The 19,941-nt window shown below is 59.6% G+C and carries 20 protein-coding genes; 16 read left to right on the top strand and 4 right to left on the bottom strand.

Annotated elements, in window-relative coordinates:
* The first annotated feature begins 9 nt into the window (after nt 1-9).
* Nucleotides 10-570 carry a DUF1285 domain-containing protein gene (locus QK293_RS03895; RefSeq protein ID WP_282375716.1) on the top strand — a complete coding sequence of 187 codons (561 nt, stop codon included), beginning with the start codon at nt 10-12 and terminating at the stop codon, nt 568-570.
* 61 nt (nt 571-631) lie between these two features.
* Here QK293_RS03895 and QK293_RS03900 read toward each other — a convergent pair whose 3' ends face one another.
* A complete protein-coding gene (locus QK293_RS03900) occupies nt 632-1,504 on the bottom strand; it encodes a triacylglycerol lipase (RefSeq protein ID WP_282375717.1) in 873 nt (290 codons plus the stop codon).
* Between the two features lie 211 nt (nt 1,505-1,715).
* Here QK293_RS03900 and QK293_RS03905 point away from each other — a divergent pair, with 211 nt between their 5' ends.
* The 10 genes from QK293_RS03905 (at nt 1,716) to QK293_RS03950 (ending at nt 12,369) form a co-directional block, all read left to right on the top strand.
* Nucleotides 1,716-2,432 (top strand): FadR/GntR family transcriptional regulator, encoded by a 717-nt coding sequence (locus tag QK293_RS03905; RefSeq protein WP_282375718.1) that lies wholly within the window; start codon nt 1,716-1,718, stop codon nt 2,430-2,432.
* A 25-nt stretch (nt 2,433-2,457) separates the two neighbouring features.
* Entirely contained in the window at nt 2,458-3,333 is an 876-nt protein-coding gene (locus QK293_RS03910; RefSeq protein WP_282375719.1) for an SMP-30/gluconolactonase/LRE family protein, read from the top strand.
* A 198-nt stretch (nt 3,334-3,531) separates the two neighbouring features.
* Nucleotides 3,532-4,350: an SDR family oxidoreductase gene (locus QK293_RS03915; protein WP_282375720.1), complete on the top strand. Its 819-nt coding sequence runs from the start codon at nt 3,532-3,534 to the stop codon at nt 4,348-4,350.
* Between the two features lie 121 nt (nt 4,351-4,471).
* Complete coding sequence (locus QK293_RS03920; protein ID WP_282375721.1) at nt 4,472-5,476, top strand: substrate-binding domain-containing protein; 1,005 nt, start codon at nt 4,472-4,474, stop codon at nt 5,474-5,476.
* 65 nt (nt 5,477-5,541) lie between these two features.
* On the top strand, nt 5,542-7,098 hold the full coding sequence (araG, locus tag QK293_RS03925; RefSeq protein ID WP_282375722.1) for an L-arabinose ABC transporter ATP-binding protein AraG: 1,557 nt from the start codon (nt 5,542-5,544) through the stop codon (nt 7,096-7,098).
* A 9-nt stretch (nt 7,099-7,107) separates the two neighbouring features.
* Entirely contained in the window at nt 7,108-8,076 is a 969-nt protein-coding gene (araH, locus tag QK293_RS03930; RefSeq protein ID WP_111451791.1) for an L-arabinose ABC transporter permease AraH, read from the top strand.
* Nucleotides 8,077-8,194: 118 nt separating this feature from the next.
* Nucleotides 8,195-8,908 (top strand): GntR family transcriptional regulator, encoded by a 714-nt coding sequence (locus tag QK293_RS03935; protein ID WP_282375725.1) that lies wholly within the window; start codon nt 8,195-8,197, stop codon nt 8,906-8,908.
* On the top strand, nt 8,905-9,912 hold the full coding sequence (locus QK293_RS03940; protein ID WP_282375726.1) for an ADP-ribosylglycohydrolase family protein: 1,008 nt from the start codon (nt 8,905-8,907) through the stop codon (nt 9,910-9,912). Before QK293_RS03935 ends, QK293_RS03940 begins: the two co-directional genes overlap by 4 nt.
* Before the next feature lie 68 nt (nt 9,913-9,980).
* The gene (locus tag QK293_RS03945) at nt 9,981-11,447 is read left to right on the top strand and encodes a cytosine permease (RefSeq protein WP_282375728.1); all 1,467 of its coding nucleotides are present in this window, start codon (nt 9,981-9,983) and stop codon (nt 11,445-11,447) included.
* Nucleotides 11,440-12,369 (top strand): PfkB family carbohydrate kinase, encoded by a 930-nt coding sequence (locus QK293_RS03950; RefSeq protein ID WP_282375729.1) that lies wholly within the window; start codon nt 11,440-11,442, stop codon nt 12,367-12,369. The genes QK293_RS03945 and QK293_RS03950 overlap by 8 nt, the downstream gene beginning before the upstream one ends.
* A gap of 73 nt (nt 12,370-12,442) precedes the next feature.
* On the opposite strand, the gene QK293_RS03955 is transcribed toward QK293_RS03950, so the two are convergent.
* From QK293_RS03955 to QK293_RS03965, 3 genes are all read right to left on the bottom strand, one after another.
* Entirely contained in the window at nt 12,443-12,697 is a 255-nt protein-coding gene (locus tag QK293_RS03955) for a hypothetical protein (protein ID WP_282375731.1), read from the bottom strand.
* A 188-nt stretch (nt 12,698-12,885) separates the two neighbouring features.
* Complete coding sequence (locus QK293_RS03960; RefSeq protein WP_282375732.1) at nt 12,886-14,091, bottom strand: MFS transporter; 1,206 nt, start codon at nt 14,089-14,091, stop codon at nt 12,886-12,888.
* 112 nt (nt 14,092-14,203) lie between these two features.
* A complete protein-coding gene (locus QK293_RS03965; RefSeq protein ID WP_282375734.1) occupies nt 14,204-14,857 on the bottom strand; it encodes an HD domain-containing protein in 654 nt (217 codons plus the stop codon).
* A gap of 165 nt (nt 14,858-15,022) precedes the next feature.
* Here QK293_RS03965 and QK293_RS03970 point away from each other — a divergent pair, with 165 nt between their 5' ends.
* From QK293_RS03970 to QK293_RS03990, 5 genes are all read left to right on the top strand, one after another.
* The gene (locus QK293_RS03970; RefSeq protein WP_149417666.1) at nt 15,023-15,505 is read left to right on the top strand and encodes a GNAT family N-acetyltransferase; all 483 of its coding nucleotides are present in this window, start codon (nt 15,023-15,025) and stop codon (nt 15,503-15,505) included.
* Between the two features lie 191 nt (nt 15,506-15,696).
* Complete coding sequence (locus QK293_RS03975; RefSeq protein ID WP_282375737.1) at nt 15,697-16,689, top strand: 2-dehydro-3-deoxygalactonokinase; 993 nt, start codon at nt 15,697-15,699, stop codon at nt 16,687-16,689.
* A gap of 19 nt (nt 16,690-16,708) precedes the next feature.
* Nucleotides 16,709-17,329 carry a 2-dehydro-3-deoxy-6-phosphogalactonate aldolase gene (locus tag QK293_RS03980; RefSeq protein ID WP_282375738.1) on the top strand — a complete coding sequence of 207 codons (621 nt, stop codon included), beginning with the start codon at nt 16,709-16,711 and terminating at the stop codon, nt 17,327-17,329.
* Nucleotides 17,330-17,392: 63 nt separating this feature from the next.
* Nucleotides 17,393-18,541 carry a galactonate dehydratase gene (dgoD, locus tag QK293_RS03985; protein ID WP_282375739.1) on the top strand — a complete coding sequence of 383 codons (1,149 nt, stop codon included), beginning with the start codon at nt 17,393-17,395 and terminating at the stop codon, nt 18,539-18,541.
* 88 nt (nt 18,542-18,629) lie between these two features.
* On the top strand, nt 18,630-19,940 hold the full coding sequence (locus QK293_RS03990) for an MFS transporter (RefSeq protein WP_282375740.1): 1,311 nt from the start codon (nt 18,630-18,632) through the stop codon (nt 19,938-19,940).
* Nucleotide 19,941 lies beyond the last annotated feature (1 nt).

A 19,941-nucleotide genomic window follows, 5' to 3' on the forward strand; every position in this document is an offset into this window, starting at 1 on the left:
GAGAACGCCATGAGTGGCCCGCAAAAAGCCAACGATCTGTTGGGGCAAATCCCCAAAACCAAAGGCTTGCCGCCAGTCCACCTGTGGAACCCCGACTTTTGCGGCGACATCGACATGCGTATCGCCCGTGACGGCAGCTGGTATTACCTGGGCACGCCGATCGGGCGCAAGCCGATGGTCAAGCTGTTCTCCACCATCATTCGCCGCGATGGTGACGATTACTTCCTCATTACCCCGGTCGAGAAAGTTGGCATCAAGGTCGACGATGCGCCCTTCGTGGCGATTGCCGTGGATGTCGAAGGCGAAGGTGAAGCCCAACTCCTGCGTTTTACCACCAATGTCGATGAGACCGCCGAGGCCGGCACCGAACACCCCATGCGCGTGGTGATCGACCCCGTAACGCAGGAGCCCGCCCCCTACGTGCATGTGCGCACCAACCTAGAAGCCTTGATCCACCGCAACGTGTTTTACCAACTGGTGGAATTGGCCGTGACCCGTGAGATCGACGGGCAGCGCTGGTTAGGCGTGTGGAGTGGTGGCGAGTTCTTCCCCATCGGGCTTGAGCCTTAACTCGCTGAGTTGCTGTGTTCTGGAAAACGGCCCGCTATTAAGCGGGCCGCTGTCATTGGGCTTACAAACCCTTGCTCTTGAGCCGAGCGGCATGGTCAAGGTAGAGCTTGACCGGGTTCACATTCCAGCTGTCGACCCCTGCTATCTGATTGACTGCGTCAAAATGGTCCATCGGGTAATCCGAGCGAATCACTTTCCCCAGGTGCGAACTGTATTGACCGACCAGCCCGTCGTTGGCGTTTTTCTCTTTGTAAAATAGCTTCGACAGCACGATACAGTTCAAGTGGGACGGATCGAGGGGTTGCAGGCTTTGAAAGTTTTGTACGATCCCGCTCCAAGAGTAGTAATACACGCCGTTTTCAATTTCGTTGCCTTCCCCACCCCAATGTTTCGGTATCCCTTGCGGGTACTTGAGATTGAAAGCGGCCAATCCTGCGCTGGTCAGGGATTCGAAAGCCGCTTGAGCGTCCTGAGGGTTTTCCGGATGGCCGCTGATCAACGAAATGAAAGTGCCGACTGCTTTGAACAGGGCTAAAACGAGCGCTTCGGGCAACTCTCCAGGCGTCAGCGCCTTATGCAATTGGTCGGCAATCTCGGAGCCATGATTGGGGCAGCTGACGGAAGTGACTGATGCGACCTTTTCCGGGTGCAGCGCCGCTACGTAGCGTGCGGCCAGTGGACCTTGGCTGTGCCCGATCAGATTGACCTTGGCGGCTCCCGTTTCCTGCAAAATACGGTTGACGTGTTCGAGCAGTTTTTTACCGCGCTCCTCGTTTCCGTTAACGGCTGGAATATTGACGGCAAACACCTTGGCGCCAGCATGTTCCAGAGCTTCCTTGATCTCGAAGAAGTAGGGATAGCCGGCAATTTTATCGAAGCCAAAAAGGCCGTGGACTAAAACAATCGGGTATTGCGTAGACGCATCCATGTTCATGCTTATACCTGTCGATAGCTGACTTTAGTGGTACAGATGCTATTGACTGCTTGATCTGTCGTGGCTAACCGTAGGTCACAATAGGGGTTCGTTCAAATTGATCGCCTGGACGCCGTCAAACAGCAAAATTCAAATTGACACCCAATCGTATGATGATTAGCGTGGGCATCCATCGCGAACGGCTTTGTGTCGTTGCTGCACCGAGGTGTCCATGTCCAGCAGTTTTCATGCGTCGACGGTCGATTGGCTGGGTTGCTGGATCGCCACGGGGCAGGTCAAGCCGGGTGAAACCCTCAAGGTCGAAGCCGACCTGGGCGAGCAACTCGGTGTCAGTCGCACCGTTATCCGCGAAGCCATAAAAACCCTGGTCGCCAAAGGTATGCTCGAAGTCGGGCCAAAGGTCGGCACACGGGTGTTGCCGGTGCGACGCTGGAACCTCTTCGATCCACAAGTCGTAGGCTGGCTTTCGCGCAGCGGCTTGCCGGAAAACTTCGTCGACGATTTGCTCGACCTGCGCCGCACCATCGAACCGATGGCCGTACGCTGGGCGTGCGAGCGCGCTACCGTCGAGCAGGTTCAAGCCATCCTTCAGGCTTACAACGCATTGGCGAGGGCAGTGGACAGCGGTGTCGATTACAACCGTGCCGACCAGTTCTTCCACGAGTGCATCCTCGCCGCCAGTCACAATCAATTCATCGAACAAATGGTCCCGGCCCTCGGCGCGCTGCTCGCGGTGTCTTTCGAGGTGTCCGCCGCCGACCCGGACGAACTGCGCCGCACGCTACCGATTCACCAAGACATGGCCGAAGCCATCGCCGCCCGGGATGCCGCGAGGGGTGTCTGGGCCTGCATGACCCTGATCGATAACGCCGACCTGGCCATCAAGCGCTTCTACCCGCAAGTCATGGCCGACAAGAAGGCCAGCTGACAACAATAAGAAAGCAGGAGGTTTCATGACGTGGACTGCGGTTACCGAACACCGGGCGAGACTGGGCGAAGGCCCGTTCTGGGACGCGCCGACCCAGGCGCTGTACTGGGTTGATATCGCCGGTCAACAGGCGCTGCGGCTGATTGGCGCCAACGTGCAGATCTGGCAGATGCCCGAGCACGTGTCTGCCTTCATACCCTGCGAAAGCGGCGATGCGCTGGTGACGTTGAACAGCGGCGTGTATCGACTCGATCTGGATTCCCCCGGCCTGGAACCACGACTGACCTTGCTTTGCGTCGCCGATCCGCAACCCGGCAATCGCGCCAATGAAGCCCGCTGCGATGCTCAAGGCCGACTCTGGCTCGGCACCCTGCAGAACAACATCGGCGAGCAGGGCGAAGACTTGCCCATCGTGCGGCGTACCGGTGGCTTGTTTCGCATCGATCACGATGCTCGGGTCACGCCGTTGCTTCGAGGGTTGGGCATCCCTAATACGTTGCTGTGGAGCGAAGACGCAACCACCGTGTATTTCGCCGACAGCCTCGACAGCACGCTCTACCAGTATTTCATCCGCACCGACGGTAACCTCGACCCGGCCCAGGTCTGGTTTGGGCCCCATGAACGCGGCGGCCCTGATGGCTCGGCGATGGATGCCGAGCGATACATCTGGAACGCTCGCTGGGATGGCAGCTGTCTACTCAGGCTGACCCCGGACGGGCAGGTTGATCGCGTGATCGAACTGCCGATCAGCCGCCCCACCAGTTGCGTGTTCGGCGGTGAGGACCTGAAAACCCTCTACATCACCAGTGCCGCAAGCCCGCTCAACCATCCGTTGGACGGTGCGTTGTTGTCGATTCGAGTCGATGTGCCCGGAAAACCCTGTACTCGTTTTGCTGGGTGAATCCCAAAATATGGGATGTAAAATTATATATTGAGATTATTTGGTGGTCGGGTTTATAGTCGGCCCCATCAGTGACACGCACTCACACTTAAAAAAACAAAACAGGTGAAGTGATGCAGCGATTTTCCAAAAAGCTTTTTGACCGGACCTCGACAGATGCCCGGTTTTTGTCGTGCCTTCGAAAAGGAGTCTTGATCCATGGCTGAACCTCTTTCCTTGCCACCGGTGCCCGAGCCGCCGAAGGGTGAGCGACTGAAAAACAAGGTCGTACTGCTGACCGGTGCGGCTCAGGGTATCGGCGAGGCGATTGTCGCGACGTTCGCTTCCCAGCAGGCCAAGCTGATCATCAGCGATATCCAGGGTGAGAAAGTCGAAAAGCTCGCGGCCCACTGGCGGGACAAAGGCTTTGATGTTCAGGCGATCAAGGCCGATGTGTCCAGGCAGCAGGACCTGCACGCCATGGCCACACTGGCGATCGAGCTTCACGGTCGGATCGACGTGCTGGTCAATTGCGCTGGGGTCAATGTGTTCCGTGATCCGCTGGAAATGACCGAGGAAGACTGGCGCCGTTGCTTCGCCATCGACCTGGACGGCGCCTGGTACGGCTGCAAAGCGGTGCTACCGCAGATGATCGAGCAAGGCATCGGCAGCATCATCAACATCGCTTCGACCCATTCCACTCACATCATTCCCGGCTGCTTCCCGTACCCGGTGGCCAAACATGGCTTGCTCGGCCTGACCCGAGCCCTGGGCATCGAATATGCGCCGAAGGGCATTCGCGTCAACGCCATCGCGCCGGGCTACATCGAAACCCAACTGAACGTCGATTACTGGAACGGTTTTGCCGACCCGCATGCCGAGCGTCAGCGCGCCTTCGATCTGCACCCGCCACGTCGCATCGGGCAGCCGATTGAAGTCGCGATGACGGCCGTTTTCCTGGCCAGCGATGAGGCGCCGTTTATCAATGCCTCGTGCATCACCATCGACGGTGGTCGCTCGGTCATGTACCACGACTGAATTAATCGGGTTTCAGGCGCGGAACTACGCCTGAAATCCAATCATCATACGATATGACTATTAGCTGTACGGTTTGATTGGCTTTCAAATAACGCTCAAAAAAATAACAAGGAGTCAGTTTATGAATCGTCGTCGTGGGATCCGTTCCCTGTGCTGTGCCGCTTTGGCGGTCACCGCGGTCAGCCTGAGCAGTTCGTTGCTGGCGGCCGAGGAAGTGAAGATCGGTTTTCTGGTCAAGCAGGCGGAAGAACCCTGGTTCCAGACCGAGTGGGCGTTCGCCGAAAAGGCCGGTAAAGAGAAGGGCTTCACTGTTATCAAGATCGCCGTGCCGGACGGTGAGAAAACCCTCTCGGCCATCGACAGCCTCGCCGCCAACGGTGCCAAGGGCTTTGTAATCTGCCCGCCAGACGTCTCCCTCGGACCTGCGATCATGGCCAAGGCCAAGCTCAACGGTTTGAAAGTCATCGCCGTCGATGACGGCTTCGTCGATGCCAGCGGCAAGTTCATGGAAGACGTTCCGTACCTCGGCATGGCAGCGTACGAAGTCGGCCAGAAGCAGGGCAACGCCATGGCCATCGAAGCGAAGAAACGCGGCTGGGACTGGAAAGACACTTATGCGGTGATCAACACCTACAACGAACTCGACACCGGCAAGAAGCGCACCGACGGTTCGGCCAAAGCACTGGAAGACGCCGGCCTGCCAAAAGACCACATTCTGTTCTCGGCGCTGAAAACCCTCGACGTACCCGGCAGCATGGACGCCACCAATTCGGCATTGGTGAAACTGCCCAGCGGCGCGAAAAACCTGATCATCGGCGGCATGAACGACAACACCGTGCTGGGCGGCGTGCGCGCCACCGAAAGCGCCGGTTTTGCCGCGGCCAATGTGATCGGCATCGGCATCAACGGCACCGACGCCATCGGCGAATTGAAGAAGGCTAACAGCGGCTTCTTCGGCTCGATGCTGCCGAGCCCGCACATCGAGGGCTACAACACCGCGAGCATGATGTTCGAGTGGGTCACCACCGGCAAAGAGCCACCGAAATACACCGCGATGGACGACGTAACGCTGATCACTCGCGAGAACTTCAAGCAGGAACTGGAAAAGATCGGCCTCTGGAACTGAGGCGCGGTTGATTTCATCGGCGGCCCTGGTGACGAGGCTTGCCTGATCTGTGTGATGAGGTGGTTATGGCGCAAACAAAAATACAACAACACAGCGGCTGTTCTTTTAGTGGCAGTGGCCGCTTGCGCTTCAACGGGATCGGCAAGACCTTTCCCGGGGTGAAGGCGCTGGATGGCATCAGCTTCGTCGCCCACCCGGGGCAGGTTCACGCCTTGATGGGCGAGAACGGCGCCGGCAAATCCACGCTGCTGAAAATCCTCGGCGGTGCTTACACCCCGAGCAGCGGCGACCTGCAGATTGGCGAGCAGACGATGGTCTTCAAGTCCACCGCCGACAGCATCGGCAGTGGCGTCGCAGTGATCCATCAAGAGCTGCACTTGGTCCCGGAAATGACCGTGGCAGAGAACCTGTTCCTCGGTCATCTGCCGGCCAGTTTCGGCCTGATCAATCGCGGCGCACTGCGGCAGCAAGCATTGGCCAGCCTCAAGGGCCTGGCCGATGAAATCGATCCGCAAGAGAAAGTAGGGCGCTTGTCCCTCGGTCAGCGGCAACTGGTGGAAATCGCCAAGGCCTTGTCCCGTGGTGCGCATGTAATCGCGTTTGACGAACCGACCAGCAGCCTGTCGGCACGGGAAATCGATCGTTTGATGGCGATCATCGGTCGCCTGCGGGACGAAGGCAAAGTGGTGCTTTACGTCTCTCATCGCATGGAAGAAGTGTTCCGCATCTGCAACGCGGTGACGGTGTTCAAGGACGGCCGCTTTGTGCGCACTTTCGAGGACATGAGCGAACTGACCCACGACCAGTTGGTGACCTGCATGGTCGGTCGCGACATTCAGGACATCTACGATTACCGCCACCGTCAACGTGGCGCGGTGGCGCTCAAGGTCGAGGGTTTGCTGGGGCCGGGTTTGCGTGAACCGGTGAGTTTCGAGGTGCACAAAGGGGAGATTCTCGGGTTGTTCGGTTTGGTCGGCGCCGGTCGCACCGAGCTGTTCCGGATGCTCAGCGGCCTTGAGCGCAACACCGCCGGACGCCTGGAATTGCGCGGTCATGAACTGAAGTTGAGTTCACCCCGCGATGCGATTGCCGCCGGGATTCTGCTGTGCCCCGAGGACCGCAAGAAGGAGGGCATCCTGCCGCTCGCCAGCGTCGCCGAGAACATCAACATCAGCGCTCGCGGCGCTCATTCCACCTTCGGTTGCCTGTTGCGTGGCCTGTGGGAAAAGGGCAACGCCGACAAGCAGATCAAAGCACTGAAAGTGAAGACGCCCAACGCGGCGCAGAAAATCATGTACCTGTCCGGCGGCAATCAGCAGAAGGCCATTCTCGGTCGCTGGCTGTCGATGCCGATGAAAGTCCTGCTGCTCGACGAACCGACTCGCGGTATCGACATCGGCGCCAAAGCCGAGATTTACCAGATCATCCACAACCTGGCGGCCAGTGGCATCGCGGTGATTGTGGTGTCCAGCGACCTGATGGAAGTGATGGGTATTTCCGACCGCATCCTGGTGCTCTGCGAAGGTGCAATGCGTGGCGAACTTTCCCGCGAACAGGCCAATGAATCCAACCTGCTGCAACTGGCTTTGCCGCGCCAACGCGCTGACGGCGTGGCGAACTGAGAGGTGACTATGACCATTCAAAACAACGCTTTGCCCACCCAGCGCAAACCTCTGGACCTGCGGCGCTTTCTCGATGACTGGGTGATGCTGTTGGCGGCCGTCGGGATCTTCGTGCTCTGCACCTTGCTGATCGACAACTTCCTTTCGCCGCTGAACATGCGCGGTCTGGGCCTGGCGATCTCCACGACGGGGATTGCCGCTTGCACCATGTTGTATTGCCTGGCGTCCGGGCACTTCGACTTGTCGGTAGGTTCGGTGATTGCTTGCGCCGGCGTGGTCGCCGCGGTGGTGATGCGCGACACCGACAGCGTGTTTCTCGGTGTTGTTGCGGCGCTGTTCATGGGGCTGATCGTCGGGTTGATTAACGGGATCGTGATCGCCAAGCTGCGGGTCAATGCGTTGATTACCACGCTGGCGACCATGCAGATCGTTCGCGGCCTGGCTTACATCTTCGCCAATGGCAAAGCGGTGGGCGTGTCGCAAGAGCAGTTTTTCGTCTTCGGTAACGGCCAGTTGTTGGGTGTTCCGGTGCCGATTCTGATCACCATCGTTTGCTTCCTGTTTTTCGGCTGGTTGCTGAACTACACCACCTACGGGCGCAACACCATGGCCATTGGCGGTAACCAGGAAGCGGCACTGCTGGCCGGAGTGAACGTTGACCGGACCAAGATCATCATCTTCGCCGTGCACGGAGTGATCGGGGCGTTGGCCGGGGTGATTCTGGCGTCGCGCATGACGTCCGGTCAGCCGATGATTGGTCAGGGTTTTGAGCTGACGGTGATTTCTGCCTGCGTGTTGGGCGGGGTGTCGTTGAGTGGCGGGATCGGCATGATTCGGCATGTGATTGCCGGGGTGCTGATTCTGGCGATCATTGAGAATGCGATGAACCTGAAGAACATCGATACGTTTTACCAGTATGTGATTCGCGGTTCGATCCTATTGCTGGCTGTCGTCATTGACCGGTTAAAACAACGCTAAACCCCCCGCTAACTGATCGTTCCCACCCTCTGCGTGGGAACGATCAGCGTAAGTTCACCCGTCACCTCCCTGAAATATTCCTTGCTCGCCCAACCCCGTTTCGGTTATCACTCTGTACATGATTAGACAGGTACGATTTGACAAGAAACAACGGGTGGTCGACGAACTCATCCGGCGCATCGAAAGCGGCCTCATGGAGGACGGCTTTCTGCTGCCGGGCGAGCATCAATTGGCTCAAGAATTCAAAGTCAGCCGCGGCACGCTGCGCGAAGCCCTCGCCGAGTTGAAACGGCGCAACTACATCGCGACGCAAAGCGGGGTGGGCTCCATCGTCACCTTCGACGGTGTGGTGCTTGATCAGCGCAGCGGCTGGGCCCAGGCCCTGGCCGACAGCGGGGCGCTGATCAACACCGAAGTGCTGCGGTTGGAGGCGGTCACCCGTCCGGACCTGTTGCCGCGTTTCGGCACTGACCAATTCATCACCCTCGACCGTCGCCGCCGTTCCAACGAAGGCAAGCTGGTCTCCCTCGAACGCTCGTTGATGCCCGCCACCGGAGGCCTGGAAAGCCTGCCGCGGGTCGGCTTGATCGATGATTCCCTGACCATCACCCTGGCCGCCTATGGCTACATTGGCGAGCGCGGCGATCAATGGATCGGCGCCGAACCCTTGAACGCCGAAGACGCCGAACTGCTCGGCCGTCCGGCAGGCACGGTTTTCCTCAAGGCCTTGCGCACCACCTACGACCGGAAAAACAGATTCATGGAGCAGGTCGAAAGCTGGCTCGACCCGGTGCACTTTCGCCTGCACCTGCAATTTGGAACCTCGCAATGACCGCGCTCAACCGTGCCTTGGGTGCGTTCTACGGACTGGCCCTGGGCGATGCGCTGGGCATGCCGACCCAATCCCTGAGTCGCGCCGAGATCAAGGTGCGCTTCGGCGAAATCACTGGCCTGGAAGACGCTGGCCCGGATCAACCGATCGCAGCCAACATGCCCAAAGGCTCGATCACCGATGACACCGAACAGGCGATTCTGGTCGGCCAATTGTTGGTTGAAGGCGAGGGCCGGATCGAACCGGCGATGCTCGCCCAGCGGCTGATCGAATGGGAAACCGCGATGCAGGCCAAAGGTTCCCAGGATTTGCTCGGCCCTTCGACCAAGCGTGCCATCGAGATGATCCTCGCCGGCCACTCGCCGGAAGAAGCGGGGCGCTACGGCACCACCAATGGCGCGGCGATGCGCATCACGCCGGTGGGGCTCGCGGCGGACGTCGCCGATCCGGAGCGTTTCATCAACGCTGTCGTGCAGGCTTGCCAGGTCACCCACAACACCACGTTGGGCATTTCCAGCGCGGCGGCAGTGGCGGCGGTGGTCTCGGCCGGTATCAACGGCATGGACCTGGGCGAGGCGTTGAACCTCGGCCAGCAAATCGCTCAGCAAGCTGAAAGCCACGGTTACTGGGTGGCTGGCGGACGCATCGCCTCGCGCATCAGCTGGGCGCGGACCCTCAGTGTCGACAGCGACAAGGCATTGCTGGCGGATTTGATGTACGACGTGATCGGCACTTCGGTGGCTTCGCAGGAATCGGTGGTGGTCTCGTTTGCCCTGGCCCAGCAAGTGGCCATTGGTGAAATGAACGCTTTCGAAGCGCTGTGCATGGCCGCAAGCCTTGGCGGCGACACTGACACCATCGCGGCGATTCTTGGGGCGATGCTTGGGGCTTGTCTGGGCCTTGAGAGTTGGCCGGTGGCGATGATCGAACAGGTCAAAACCGTCAACGATCTGGAGCTGGAACCGTTGGTGCAGGGGCTTTTAGCTTTGCGCTTGCTGGACTGACGCCATCAAGCCCTGAGCCTTTCCGTCATTGCCCACAACCACAACAAAGGCAACAGGAGCATTTTCACATGAGTTCATCGAACGCCGGGCAAAGCGCCGGGCAACTGGAAACCCGTGGCATCGAGCCCGTGCCGGAAGCGGAGTGCAACGGTCATCCGCTGCAACTGTTCTGGGTCTGGTTTGCCGCCAACATCTCCATCCTCGGCCTGCCGCTGGGCGCGACCCTTGTAGCCTTTCGCGGCTTGGCGATCTGGCAGGCGATCATCGTCGCGATCCTGGGTGCCGCCGGTTCCTTCGCGGTGGTCGGGATCATCTCCATTGCCGGTCGCCGTGGTCGCGCACCGAGCCTGACGTTGTCGCGAGCGATCTTCGGTGTACGCGGCAACATCGGGCCGACCCTGGTTTCGTTGATGTCGCGTCTGGGCTGGGAAACCGTTAACACCACAACCGCAGCCTTCGTGTTGCTGTCGCTGTGCTCGATTCTGTTCGGCTCGCCGGTAGAAGCCAAAAGCGCGCCGCTGCTGACCCTGGTGTTCATCGCGATTTTCGTGTTGCTGACGTTGTCGGTCTCTGGCCTCGGTCACGCCACGTTGCTGGTGATTCAGAAGTGGGCGACTTACGTGTTCGGTGGGCTGAACCTGCTGGTGGGCGGCTTCCTCTGCGCCACCATCGACTGGAGCGCGGTGTTTAACGCAACGCCCGCGCCGTTGAGCGCGATGATCATCGGCGTTGGCACCATGGCCGCTGGCACCGGGATCGGTTGGGCCAACGCCGGTGCCGACATGTCGCGCTATCAGCATCGTAGCGTCAAAGCCGTGCGCCTGGTGGCTTCGGCAGCGTTCGGTGCGGGGATTCCGCTGGTGCTGCTGATCACCCTCGGCGGCCTGCTGTCGGTGGGTAACAATGACTTGGCCTCCGCCACTGACCCGATCATTGCGATCCGCGACATGCTGCCGACCTGGATGGCCGTGCCGTACCTGATCACCGCGTTCGGTGGGTTGTTGCTGTCGAACAACCTCTCGGTGTACTCCGCCGGTTTGACCACATTGACCCTCGGCCTGAAGGTCAAACGCGTCTACGCGGTGGTGGTGGATATCGTCGCGATCTTCGCCGGTTCGATTTATTTCATGCTGATCGCCGACAGTTTCTACGGCCCGTTCATTACCTTCATTTCGCTACTGGCGGTGCCGATCACGGCATGGGTCGGGATCTTCGTCGTCGACCTGATTCACCGGCATTACTACAGCCCCAAAGACCTGCTGGACGTCAGCCCGAGCAGCGCTTACTGGTACAACGGCGGTATTGAGTGGCGCGCCTTCGGTGCGTGGGCGGTGGCGATCGTATTGGGCTTCAGCTTCACCACCATCGGCACGACCGAACAAACCGTCTGGTTCCGCGGCTTCCTGTCCGACTCCTGGCTGGGCCATAACGGCCTCGGCTGGATCGTGACGTTCCTGGTGGCCGGCGGGATTTATTGGGTACTCGGCGGGGCCAAGGATCGTCGTGGCGCGATGACCGAGAACGCTCATGCCTAGATTGCTGCACACCGGCCAGGTCATGATCGACCTGGTCATGGCCGTGGATAAACTGCCTCATTCGGGCGGCGATGTGCTGGCGCAGTCCGCCAGTTTCGAGGCTGGCGGCGGCTTCAATGTGATGGCTGCCGCCCAGCGCAATGGCTTGCCGGTGGTTTACCTCGGCCGTCATGGCACCGGACGTTTCGGCGACCTGGCCCGCGAAGCGATGAACGCTGAAGGCATTCGGATCGGCATCACTCACCGCGCCGAGCGGGATACGGGAGTGTGCGTCGCGGTCACCGAAGCGTCAGCCGAGCGCAGTTTCATTTCCTACATCGGTGCCGAGGGTGAGTTGACCGCCGAGGACTTGGCGAGCGTGCCGGCCGAGGCGGGTGACTTTGTCTACGTCAGCGGCTACAGCCTGTTGCAGGGCGGCAAAGCCCAGGCGCTGGTGGATTGGATTTTGGATTTACCGAGAGCGATCAACGTGGTGTTCGATCCGGGTCCGCTGGTGGATTCGCCGGATGAGCCGTTGATGCAAGCCTTGCTGGCGCGCATTGATTTGTGGACCAGCAATAGCGTCGAGGCGATGAAGTTTACCGGTACGTCGGACATTGCCGAGGCCTTGAACCGGTTGGCCGATCATCTGCCAGCCGACGTCTTGATGGTGGTTCGTGACGGCCCTCAAGGGTGCTGGATCAGCCAGCGTGGAGATCGCCAGCATGTGCCGGGTTTCAAGGTTGAGGCGGTAGACAGCAATGGCGCGGGGGATGCGCATGCCGGGGTATTTGTGGCCGGGCTGGCGCAAGGATTATCGGCGGGTGAGGCGGCGCGGCGGGCTAATGCGGCGGCGGCGTTGGCGGTCACTCGTTGGGGGCCGGCGACTTCGCCGGGGATTGTCGAGGTGGATGCGTTAATTAGCCAGACTTTCGGTGCCTGATCGCGATGGGGTCATAAGATTCGCGTCTGTCAAACGGTCGCAGCCGCGCACGACTGCGACCTGATTCGTCTTGTTAAACGTCCAGCTTGCGCGCCGCTTCAACCCCTGCGGAACTGAGTTTGATCGGCAAACTCAACGAATGCTCACCCGCCTCGTTACAGGTCACATGCCCATGTTGAATCAGCCCGCGATCCTGCAGCGTGGCGAGGGTGCTGGCCACGACTTTTTCCCCCCGGTAATTGTCCAGGACCTCTTTGCCCAAGCCGCTTGGATGGGCATGCAGCAGACGGGTCAGGATTTCTTTCTCAAGGTTTTTATCGACGTTCATGGTTACCTCTTCCTGGATGTGGATAGGTCGCTCGCGTCGGCGAACTATTGGCTGGCACCGCCTTCTGAACCCGAGCCACCGGTGGTAGTTTTCGAGCCGACGCCGGTGTCGCCTCCATTTAATTAGAGTCCTTACCTGATGTTGGTCCGCCCCCGATTTGGATTGGTGCCTGATGAACGACGAACGGTCTAGGCCTGCTGCAAGGCTTTGCTGGTACAGGCGCGGCGCCAGACCAGCCGGCCGACTCTGATCAGCCAGTTCAGCAAGGCCACTGCCAGCACCGTGAGCAGCAGCGTCGACATCCCTTGTTCGACGATGATTTTCCCGGCCAGCAGCGGAAAGCCGAACACGCCGATGAAGTAGGACAGGCTGAACAGCAGCAAGGATTGCGCGGTGGTGCCGTTTGGCGCCTCGTTGGCCGCCAGGCCGTTGATCACCGAATAGGTCAGCCCGTAACCGACCCCGAGCATCACTGCCGCCAACACATAGCTGAACCTGTCGTCGACGACGAAACCGAACATCAGGATCGAGCCCACCATCAAGCCCGACAGCAGGCAGGACGCCCAGAATGGGTCGCGCTTGACCACGAAGCTGGCGATCAGCATTCGGCTGCTGATCGCTGCGCTCATGAAGCCGAGGAAGAACAATGAATAGTCGAGTGAACGCGCCGCCGCGTAGCTGGTTTGAAAACTCGACAAACCGCCGAACACGCAACCACCGAGGCCCACCATGATGATCGGGAACACCGCTTTGGACGACAGCACTTGCGCCGCTGCCCGCCATGAAATCCGTGACACCGCTGCCGAGTAGGCGGGCGCCTTCTTGAGCTGCGAATCCAACCGCCAGAACAGCAACACGCCCAACAGGCTGGCCAGCGCCGCCAGGTAAAACGCCGCGGTGATCGGATACCCGAGGGCGCTCGCGGCGCGACCCAGCAATGGACCGCTGCCGATCCCGGTCATCATGCTGCCCGACAGCAGCGCAAAGTATTTTGCACGCTGGGCAGGCGTTACCAGACTCGCCACGATGATCGGCCCCAAGGTGTAGAACACGCCCCAACCCAGCCCCAGCAAGAGTCCGAAAAACAACAGCAGATTGCCGAGACCTGGTGTCAGGGCGAAGCCCAGGCTGGCGGCCACCAGCAAGACGCCGAACAGGGCAATTGATCGAGCGGCGCCGAGTAGATCGGACAAGTGTCCGGAGACGATGACCGCGACAAAGGTGCTGAGCATCGCTGCCGAAATCACACTGCCGGCATCGTGCTCGTTGCCGCCGCGGGAACCGATCAACAGCGACAACAAAAATGTCGAGCCGTAGGACAGCGACAGCAAATAGCTGGCGAGGCAAAACAGGCCGAACAACCTGCTGGAGACTGGGGGTGTTGCGCTAGACATGACGCGGTTCCTTGACCCGATAGAAGAGAGCTTCATCTGTCTATCACGCAAGGCATCGATGTTAGGTCTGAGGTTATCGATTTCAGGGTTAGCGCTGGCCGGAGTAAAGCCTTCAGCAGGCGCCGATTTCTTCCTTGAACAACACCATGAATCCCTTCAACCGTTCGTGGCGAATCTGCGCCAGACGCTGGCCGGTGGTCGTCTGGAATCGGTCCGCCAGGTGCAGCAGTTTGGTCTGGAAGTGGTCGAGGCAAAAACGTTTGTCATCGTATTCCCGCTCCTTCGCTTCAGGATCCTGTGGATCGTACAAAGCGCTACCCATACGTCCGGCGATGTAAAAGGTTCGCGCGACACCGAGCATGCCAAGGGAGTCGAGGCGGTCGGCGTCCTGCATGATTTTGGCTTCGAGCGTGGTCGGCGCGATGTTGGCGGAAAAACTGTGCGCTTCGATGGCATGGGCAACAGCGCTGATTTTTGCGCCTGGCCACGCCATGTCCGCCAACACTATCGATGCCTTCTCGGCGGCCAGCCGCGACGCCTGAGAACGCAGCGGCGAGTTCTTCTCTACCGCCACGCAATCGTGCAAAAGCACCGTCGCGAGCAGCACTTCAAGATCGCCACCTTCTTCAGCATGGACTGTTCGCACGTTGTGCCAGACACGCTGCAAGTGCGACAGATCATGAGCACCGTCCTCTGAGGGTTCCAGCGCGTGGGGTAGCAGTTGCTTAGCGAGGAGTTGCAGTGGCGCGAAAGCATCAGTGTTCATAAACATCCTGTTAAGTGAAAACGTCTTTTGCAGCGACATAGCCCTGCAGCCGCAGGCTTCGCCAGCGGCTACACATGCTCCATGGATCAGCTTTGAATTTCCAGTGTGACGAGCGCCGCTCGCCGCCTTAGTATGGCGTTCTCCACTTTTGACGAAGGCACGTCCATGACGATCGAGATCCGCCCGGCGACCCCGAGCGATGCACCGCAAATCCTCGGGTTCATCACCGAACTGGCCGATTACGAACGTGCCCGCCACGAAGTCATTGCCAGCGTCGCCGACATCGAGCGCAGCCTGTTCAGCGAAGGCGCCACCGCCCACGGCCTGATCTGCCTGCGCGACGGCTCGCCGATCGGCTTCGCGGTGTTCTTCTTCAGTTATTCCACGTGGCTGGGCAGCAACTGCCTGTACCTCGAAGACCTCTACATCACCCCCGAACAACGCGGCGGCGGTGCCGGCAAAACCTTGTTGCGCCATCTGGCAAAAATCGCCTGCGCCAATGATTGCGGTCGATTTGAGTGGAGCGTGCTGGACTGGAACAAACCGGCGATCGAGTTCTACAAGTCGTTGGGCGCGCAGCCGCAGGAAGAGTGGGTTCGGTATCGCATGGATGGGGCGGTGTTGCGGGAGTTTGCCGAGGGCAATTGATCGCACGCGACATCCTTTAAAGATCGCAGTCTTCGGCAACTTCTACCTCGATTTGTAGGTGTCGCCGAAAGCTGCGATCTTTTTTTGTTTTCCTCCCACTATATGGGATAGATATTTATATATTGAGATTTTTGCGTGTCCGGGTTTATAGTCCAGCTCACTCACTGCCAATAAACAAAACAGGTGAATCGATGCTGGCGCAATTGATCGCGCTCGATTGGGGGACAACCTCATTACGTGCTTACAAACTCGCCGCCGGTGGCCAGGTGCTCGAACAGCGTTCGCTGTCGTCGGGCATCATGCAGCTGCCCAGAACGCTGAGAATGATTGCGGGTCAGGCATGTACCGACGGTTTTGAGCTGGCCTTCGATGAGGCCTGCGGTGACTGGCTCGATGCGCAACCCGATTTGCCGGTGATTGCTTGCGGCATGGTCGGCAGCGCACAAGGCTGGCGAGAAGTGGCTTACTGCGATACGCCGGCGAACGTCGCCAATCTCGGAACTTCCCTACAAACGGTTCGCAGTCTTCGCGGTGTTGATGTGCACATCGTGCCGGGCGTGATTCAGCGTTCGTGCCTGCCGAACGTGATGCGTGGCGAAGAAACCCAGGTGCTTGGCGTTCTGCACACTTTGCCGGGCGAGGCGGGCAACGATCTGTTGATCGGCCTGCCGGGCAGTCACTCGAAATGGGTGGAAGTGGCCAACGGCTGCATCGTGCATTTCGATACCTTCATGACCGGCGAACTCTTCGCCGTGCTCAGCGAATACAGCATTTTGGGGCGTACCCAGCAAAAGGGCGCATCCTTCGATGGCCAAGCGTTTGATCGTGGTGTGCAGGTGGCCCTGTCGGCGGAGGGCGAGATCGGGCCGTTGTCGACAGTGTTCAGTGCCCGCAGCCTCGGGTTGACTGGCGAACTCAGCGCCACCGCTCAACCGGATTACTTGTCGGGTCTGTTGATCGGCCATGAACTGTTAGCGTTGGCGAGTGTTCAGCGCCGCCGACGCAACAGCGTTCATCTGCCTTCGATCATCCTCATCGGTAATGCCCAACTCTGTGCCCGCTACAGACGGGCCCTCGACGCCTGCGGTTTTGCCCGGGTGACCCTGGCCGAACACGCCACCGAGCGCGGCTTGTGGCAGTTGGCGGGTGCCGCCGGACTGATCACACCACATTCATCCCGTTAAACCTGACTGGAGGTCTGACATGCTCAAGCAAGCACTGGCGCAAAACGGTCTGATCGCGATCCTGCGTGGCCTGCGCCCGCAAGAAGCGGCAGCCATCGGCGAAGTCCTTTACGCCGCCGGATTTCGCGTCATCGAAGTGCCGCTTAATTCCCCTGAACCGTACGAAAGTATCCGCATCCTGCGCAGTACGTTGCCCGCCGATTGCCTGATCGGCGCGGGCACGGTGTTGACGCCGGAACAGGTCGAGCAAGTGAAAGCAGCGGGGGGCCAAGTGATCGTCATGCCTCACGGCGATGCCAAGGTGTTGCGCGCAGCGAAAGCGGCGGGATTGTTCCTGTCGCCGGGTGTGGCGACGCCGACTGAGGCCTTCGCCGCGTTGGCCGAAGGGGCGGACGTGCTGAAGATGTTCCCGGCCGAGCAGCTGAGCCCGGCAGTCGTCAAAGCCTGGCTTGCGGTGCTGCCGGCCGGAACCATTTTGGCGCCGGTCGGCGGGATCACGCCGGACAACATGCAGGTGTTTATCGACGCTGGCGTCAAAGGGTTCGGACTGGGTTCCGGATTGTTCAAACCGGGCATGACGCCTGAGGAAGTGGCCGTAAACGCCAAGGCCTACGTAGCTGCCTGGAAAGCCCTTCGCTAAGACTTTTTTGGCGCTGCGAGCGCTACATCTATAAGAGCTGCACTTATAAAAAGAGAGCAAAAGATGAAAATCACCCAACTGACCACCTTCATCGTTCCGCCGCGCTGGTGCTTCCTCAAGATCGAAACCGACGAGGGCGTGACCGGCTGGGGCGAACCCGTGGTCGAAGGCCGCGCGCACACGGTTGCCGCCGCCGTTGAAGAATTGTCCGACTACCTGATCGGCAAAGACCCACGCAACATCGAAGACATCTGGACCGTGCTTTACCGTGGCGGCTTCTACCGTGGCGGCGCGATCCACATGAGCGCGCTGGCCGGTATCGATCAGGCCTTATGGGACATCAAGGGCAAGGCGCTGGGTGTGTCGGTCAGCGACCTGCTCGGTGGTCAGGTGCGAGACAAGATTCGCGTCTACTCGTGGATCGGCGGTGACCGCCCGGCGGACACCGCTCGCGCCGCGAAAGAAGCCGTCGAGCGTGGTTTCACTGCCGTGAAAATGAACGGCACCGAAGAGCTGCAGTTCCTCGATTCCTTCGAGAAAGTCGACCTGGCCCTGGCCAACGTCGCCGCCGTGCGTGACGCGGTCGGCCCGAACGTCGGCATCGGCGTGGACTTCCATGGCCGGGTGCACAAACCCATGGCCAAGGTGCTGATGAAGGAACTCGATCCGTACAAACTGATGTTCATCGAAGAGCCGGTGCTCAGTGAGAACTACGAAGCGCTGAAGGAACTGGCGCCGCTGACCAGCACTCCGATTGCCCTCGGCGAGCGGCTGTTCTCGCGCTGGGATTTCAAACGTGTGCTCAGCGAAGGTTATGTCGACATCATTCAGCCAGATGCGTCGCACGCTGGCGGCATCACCGAAACCCGCAAAATCGCCAACATGGCCGAAGCCTATGACGTGGCGCTGGCGCTGCATTGCCCGCTGGGCCCGATTGCATTGGCGGCGTGCCTGCAACTGGATGCGGTTTGCTACAACGCGTTCATCCAGGAACAGAGCCTGGGCATCCATTACAACGAAAGCAACGACCTGCTGGATTACGTCAAGGATCCACGGGTGTTCGACTACGAAAAAGGCTTCGTGAAAATCCCCAACGGCCCGGGACTGGGGATCGAGATCAACGAGGAATACGTCATCGAACGCGCGGCCGTCGGCCACCGCTGGCGCAACCCGATCTGGCGCCATGCCGATGGCAGCTTTGCCGAGTGGTGAGTTCTGTCTGACCCCACTGCGGTGATCGTTCCCACGCTCCGCGTGGGAACGATCACGCCCTCAATAAACATAAGAAGAGGCACTCCCCATGCAACCGCAAACCCTCACTGGGCAGGCGACGTTGGTGACGCCCAGCCGCAAGCGTTTTTTCATCATGGTCCTGTTGTTTATCACCGTGGTGATCAACTACCTGGACCGCAGCAACCTGTCCATCGCCGCTCCGGCGTTGACCAGCGAACTGGGCATCGATCCGATTCATGTCGGTCTGATTTTCTCCGCATTCGGCTGGACTTACGCCGCCATGCAAATCCCCGGCGGCTGGCTGGTGGATCGCGTCCCGCCGCGGATTCTTTACAGCGTCGCGCTGCTGTTATGGTCGATCGCCACGGTGATGCTCGGCTTCGCGGCCAGCTTCATCGCACTGTTCGTGTTGCGTATGGCGGTCGGCGCACTGGAAGCACCGGCATACCCGATCAACAGCCGTGTGGTCACCACCTGGTTTCCCGAACGCGAGCGTGCCACAGCTATCGGTTTTTACACGTCCGGGCAATTCGTCGGTCTGGCGTTCCTGACCCCTGTATTGGCTTGGCTGCAGCATCACTATGGTTGGCACATGGTGTTTGTCAGCACCGGTGCGGTGGGCATTCTCTGGGCGGTAATCTGGTACGCGGTGTACCGCGAGCCACGGGATTTCAAAGGTGCTAATGACGCCGAAATCGACCTGATCCGCGAGGGCGGCGGGTTGGTGGATATCCAGGCTGAACACGCCAAAGTCAAAGCCAAATTCAGCTGGATCGACCTCGGCATCGTGCTGACCAAACGCAAATTGTGGGGTATTTACCTCGGCCAGTTTTGCCTCAACTCGACGTTGTGGTTTTTTCTGACGTGGTTCCCGACCTACCTGGTGAAATATCGCGGCATGGACTTCATCAAGTCCGGCCTATTGGCGTCGCTGCCGTTTCTCGCCGCCTTCGTCGGTGTGCTGTGTTCGGGGTTTTTTTCCGACTGGCTGATCCGCCGCGGTTACACCGTGGGGTTCGCTCGCAAGTTGCCAATCATTGGCGGCCTGCTGATTTCCACCTCGATCATCGGCGCCAACTTCGTCGAGTCGACACCGCTGGTGATTGCCTTCCTCGCGTTGGCGTTCTTCGGTAACGGGCTGGCTTCGATCACCTGGTCGCTGGTTTCAACGTTGGCCCCGGCGCGATTGCTGGGATTGACCGGCGGAGTGTTCAACTTCATCGGCAATCTGTCGGCGATTACCACGCCGATCGTCATCGGTTTCCTCGCCACCGGTGATTCGTTTGCCCCGGCGATCACCTACATCTCGGTTCTGGCGTTGATTGGTGCGCTTTCCTACATCTTGCTGGTAGGCAAGGTCGAGCGTATCAAGTTGTAGT

It is taken from the genome of Pseudomonas sp. AL03 (genome assembly GCF_029960815.1).
Lineage (GTDB): Bacteria > Pseudomonadota > Gammaproteobacteria > Pseudomonadales > Pseudomonadaceae > Aquipseudomonas.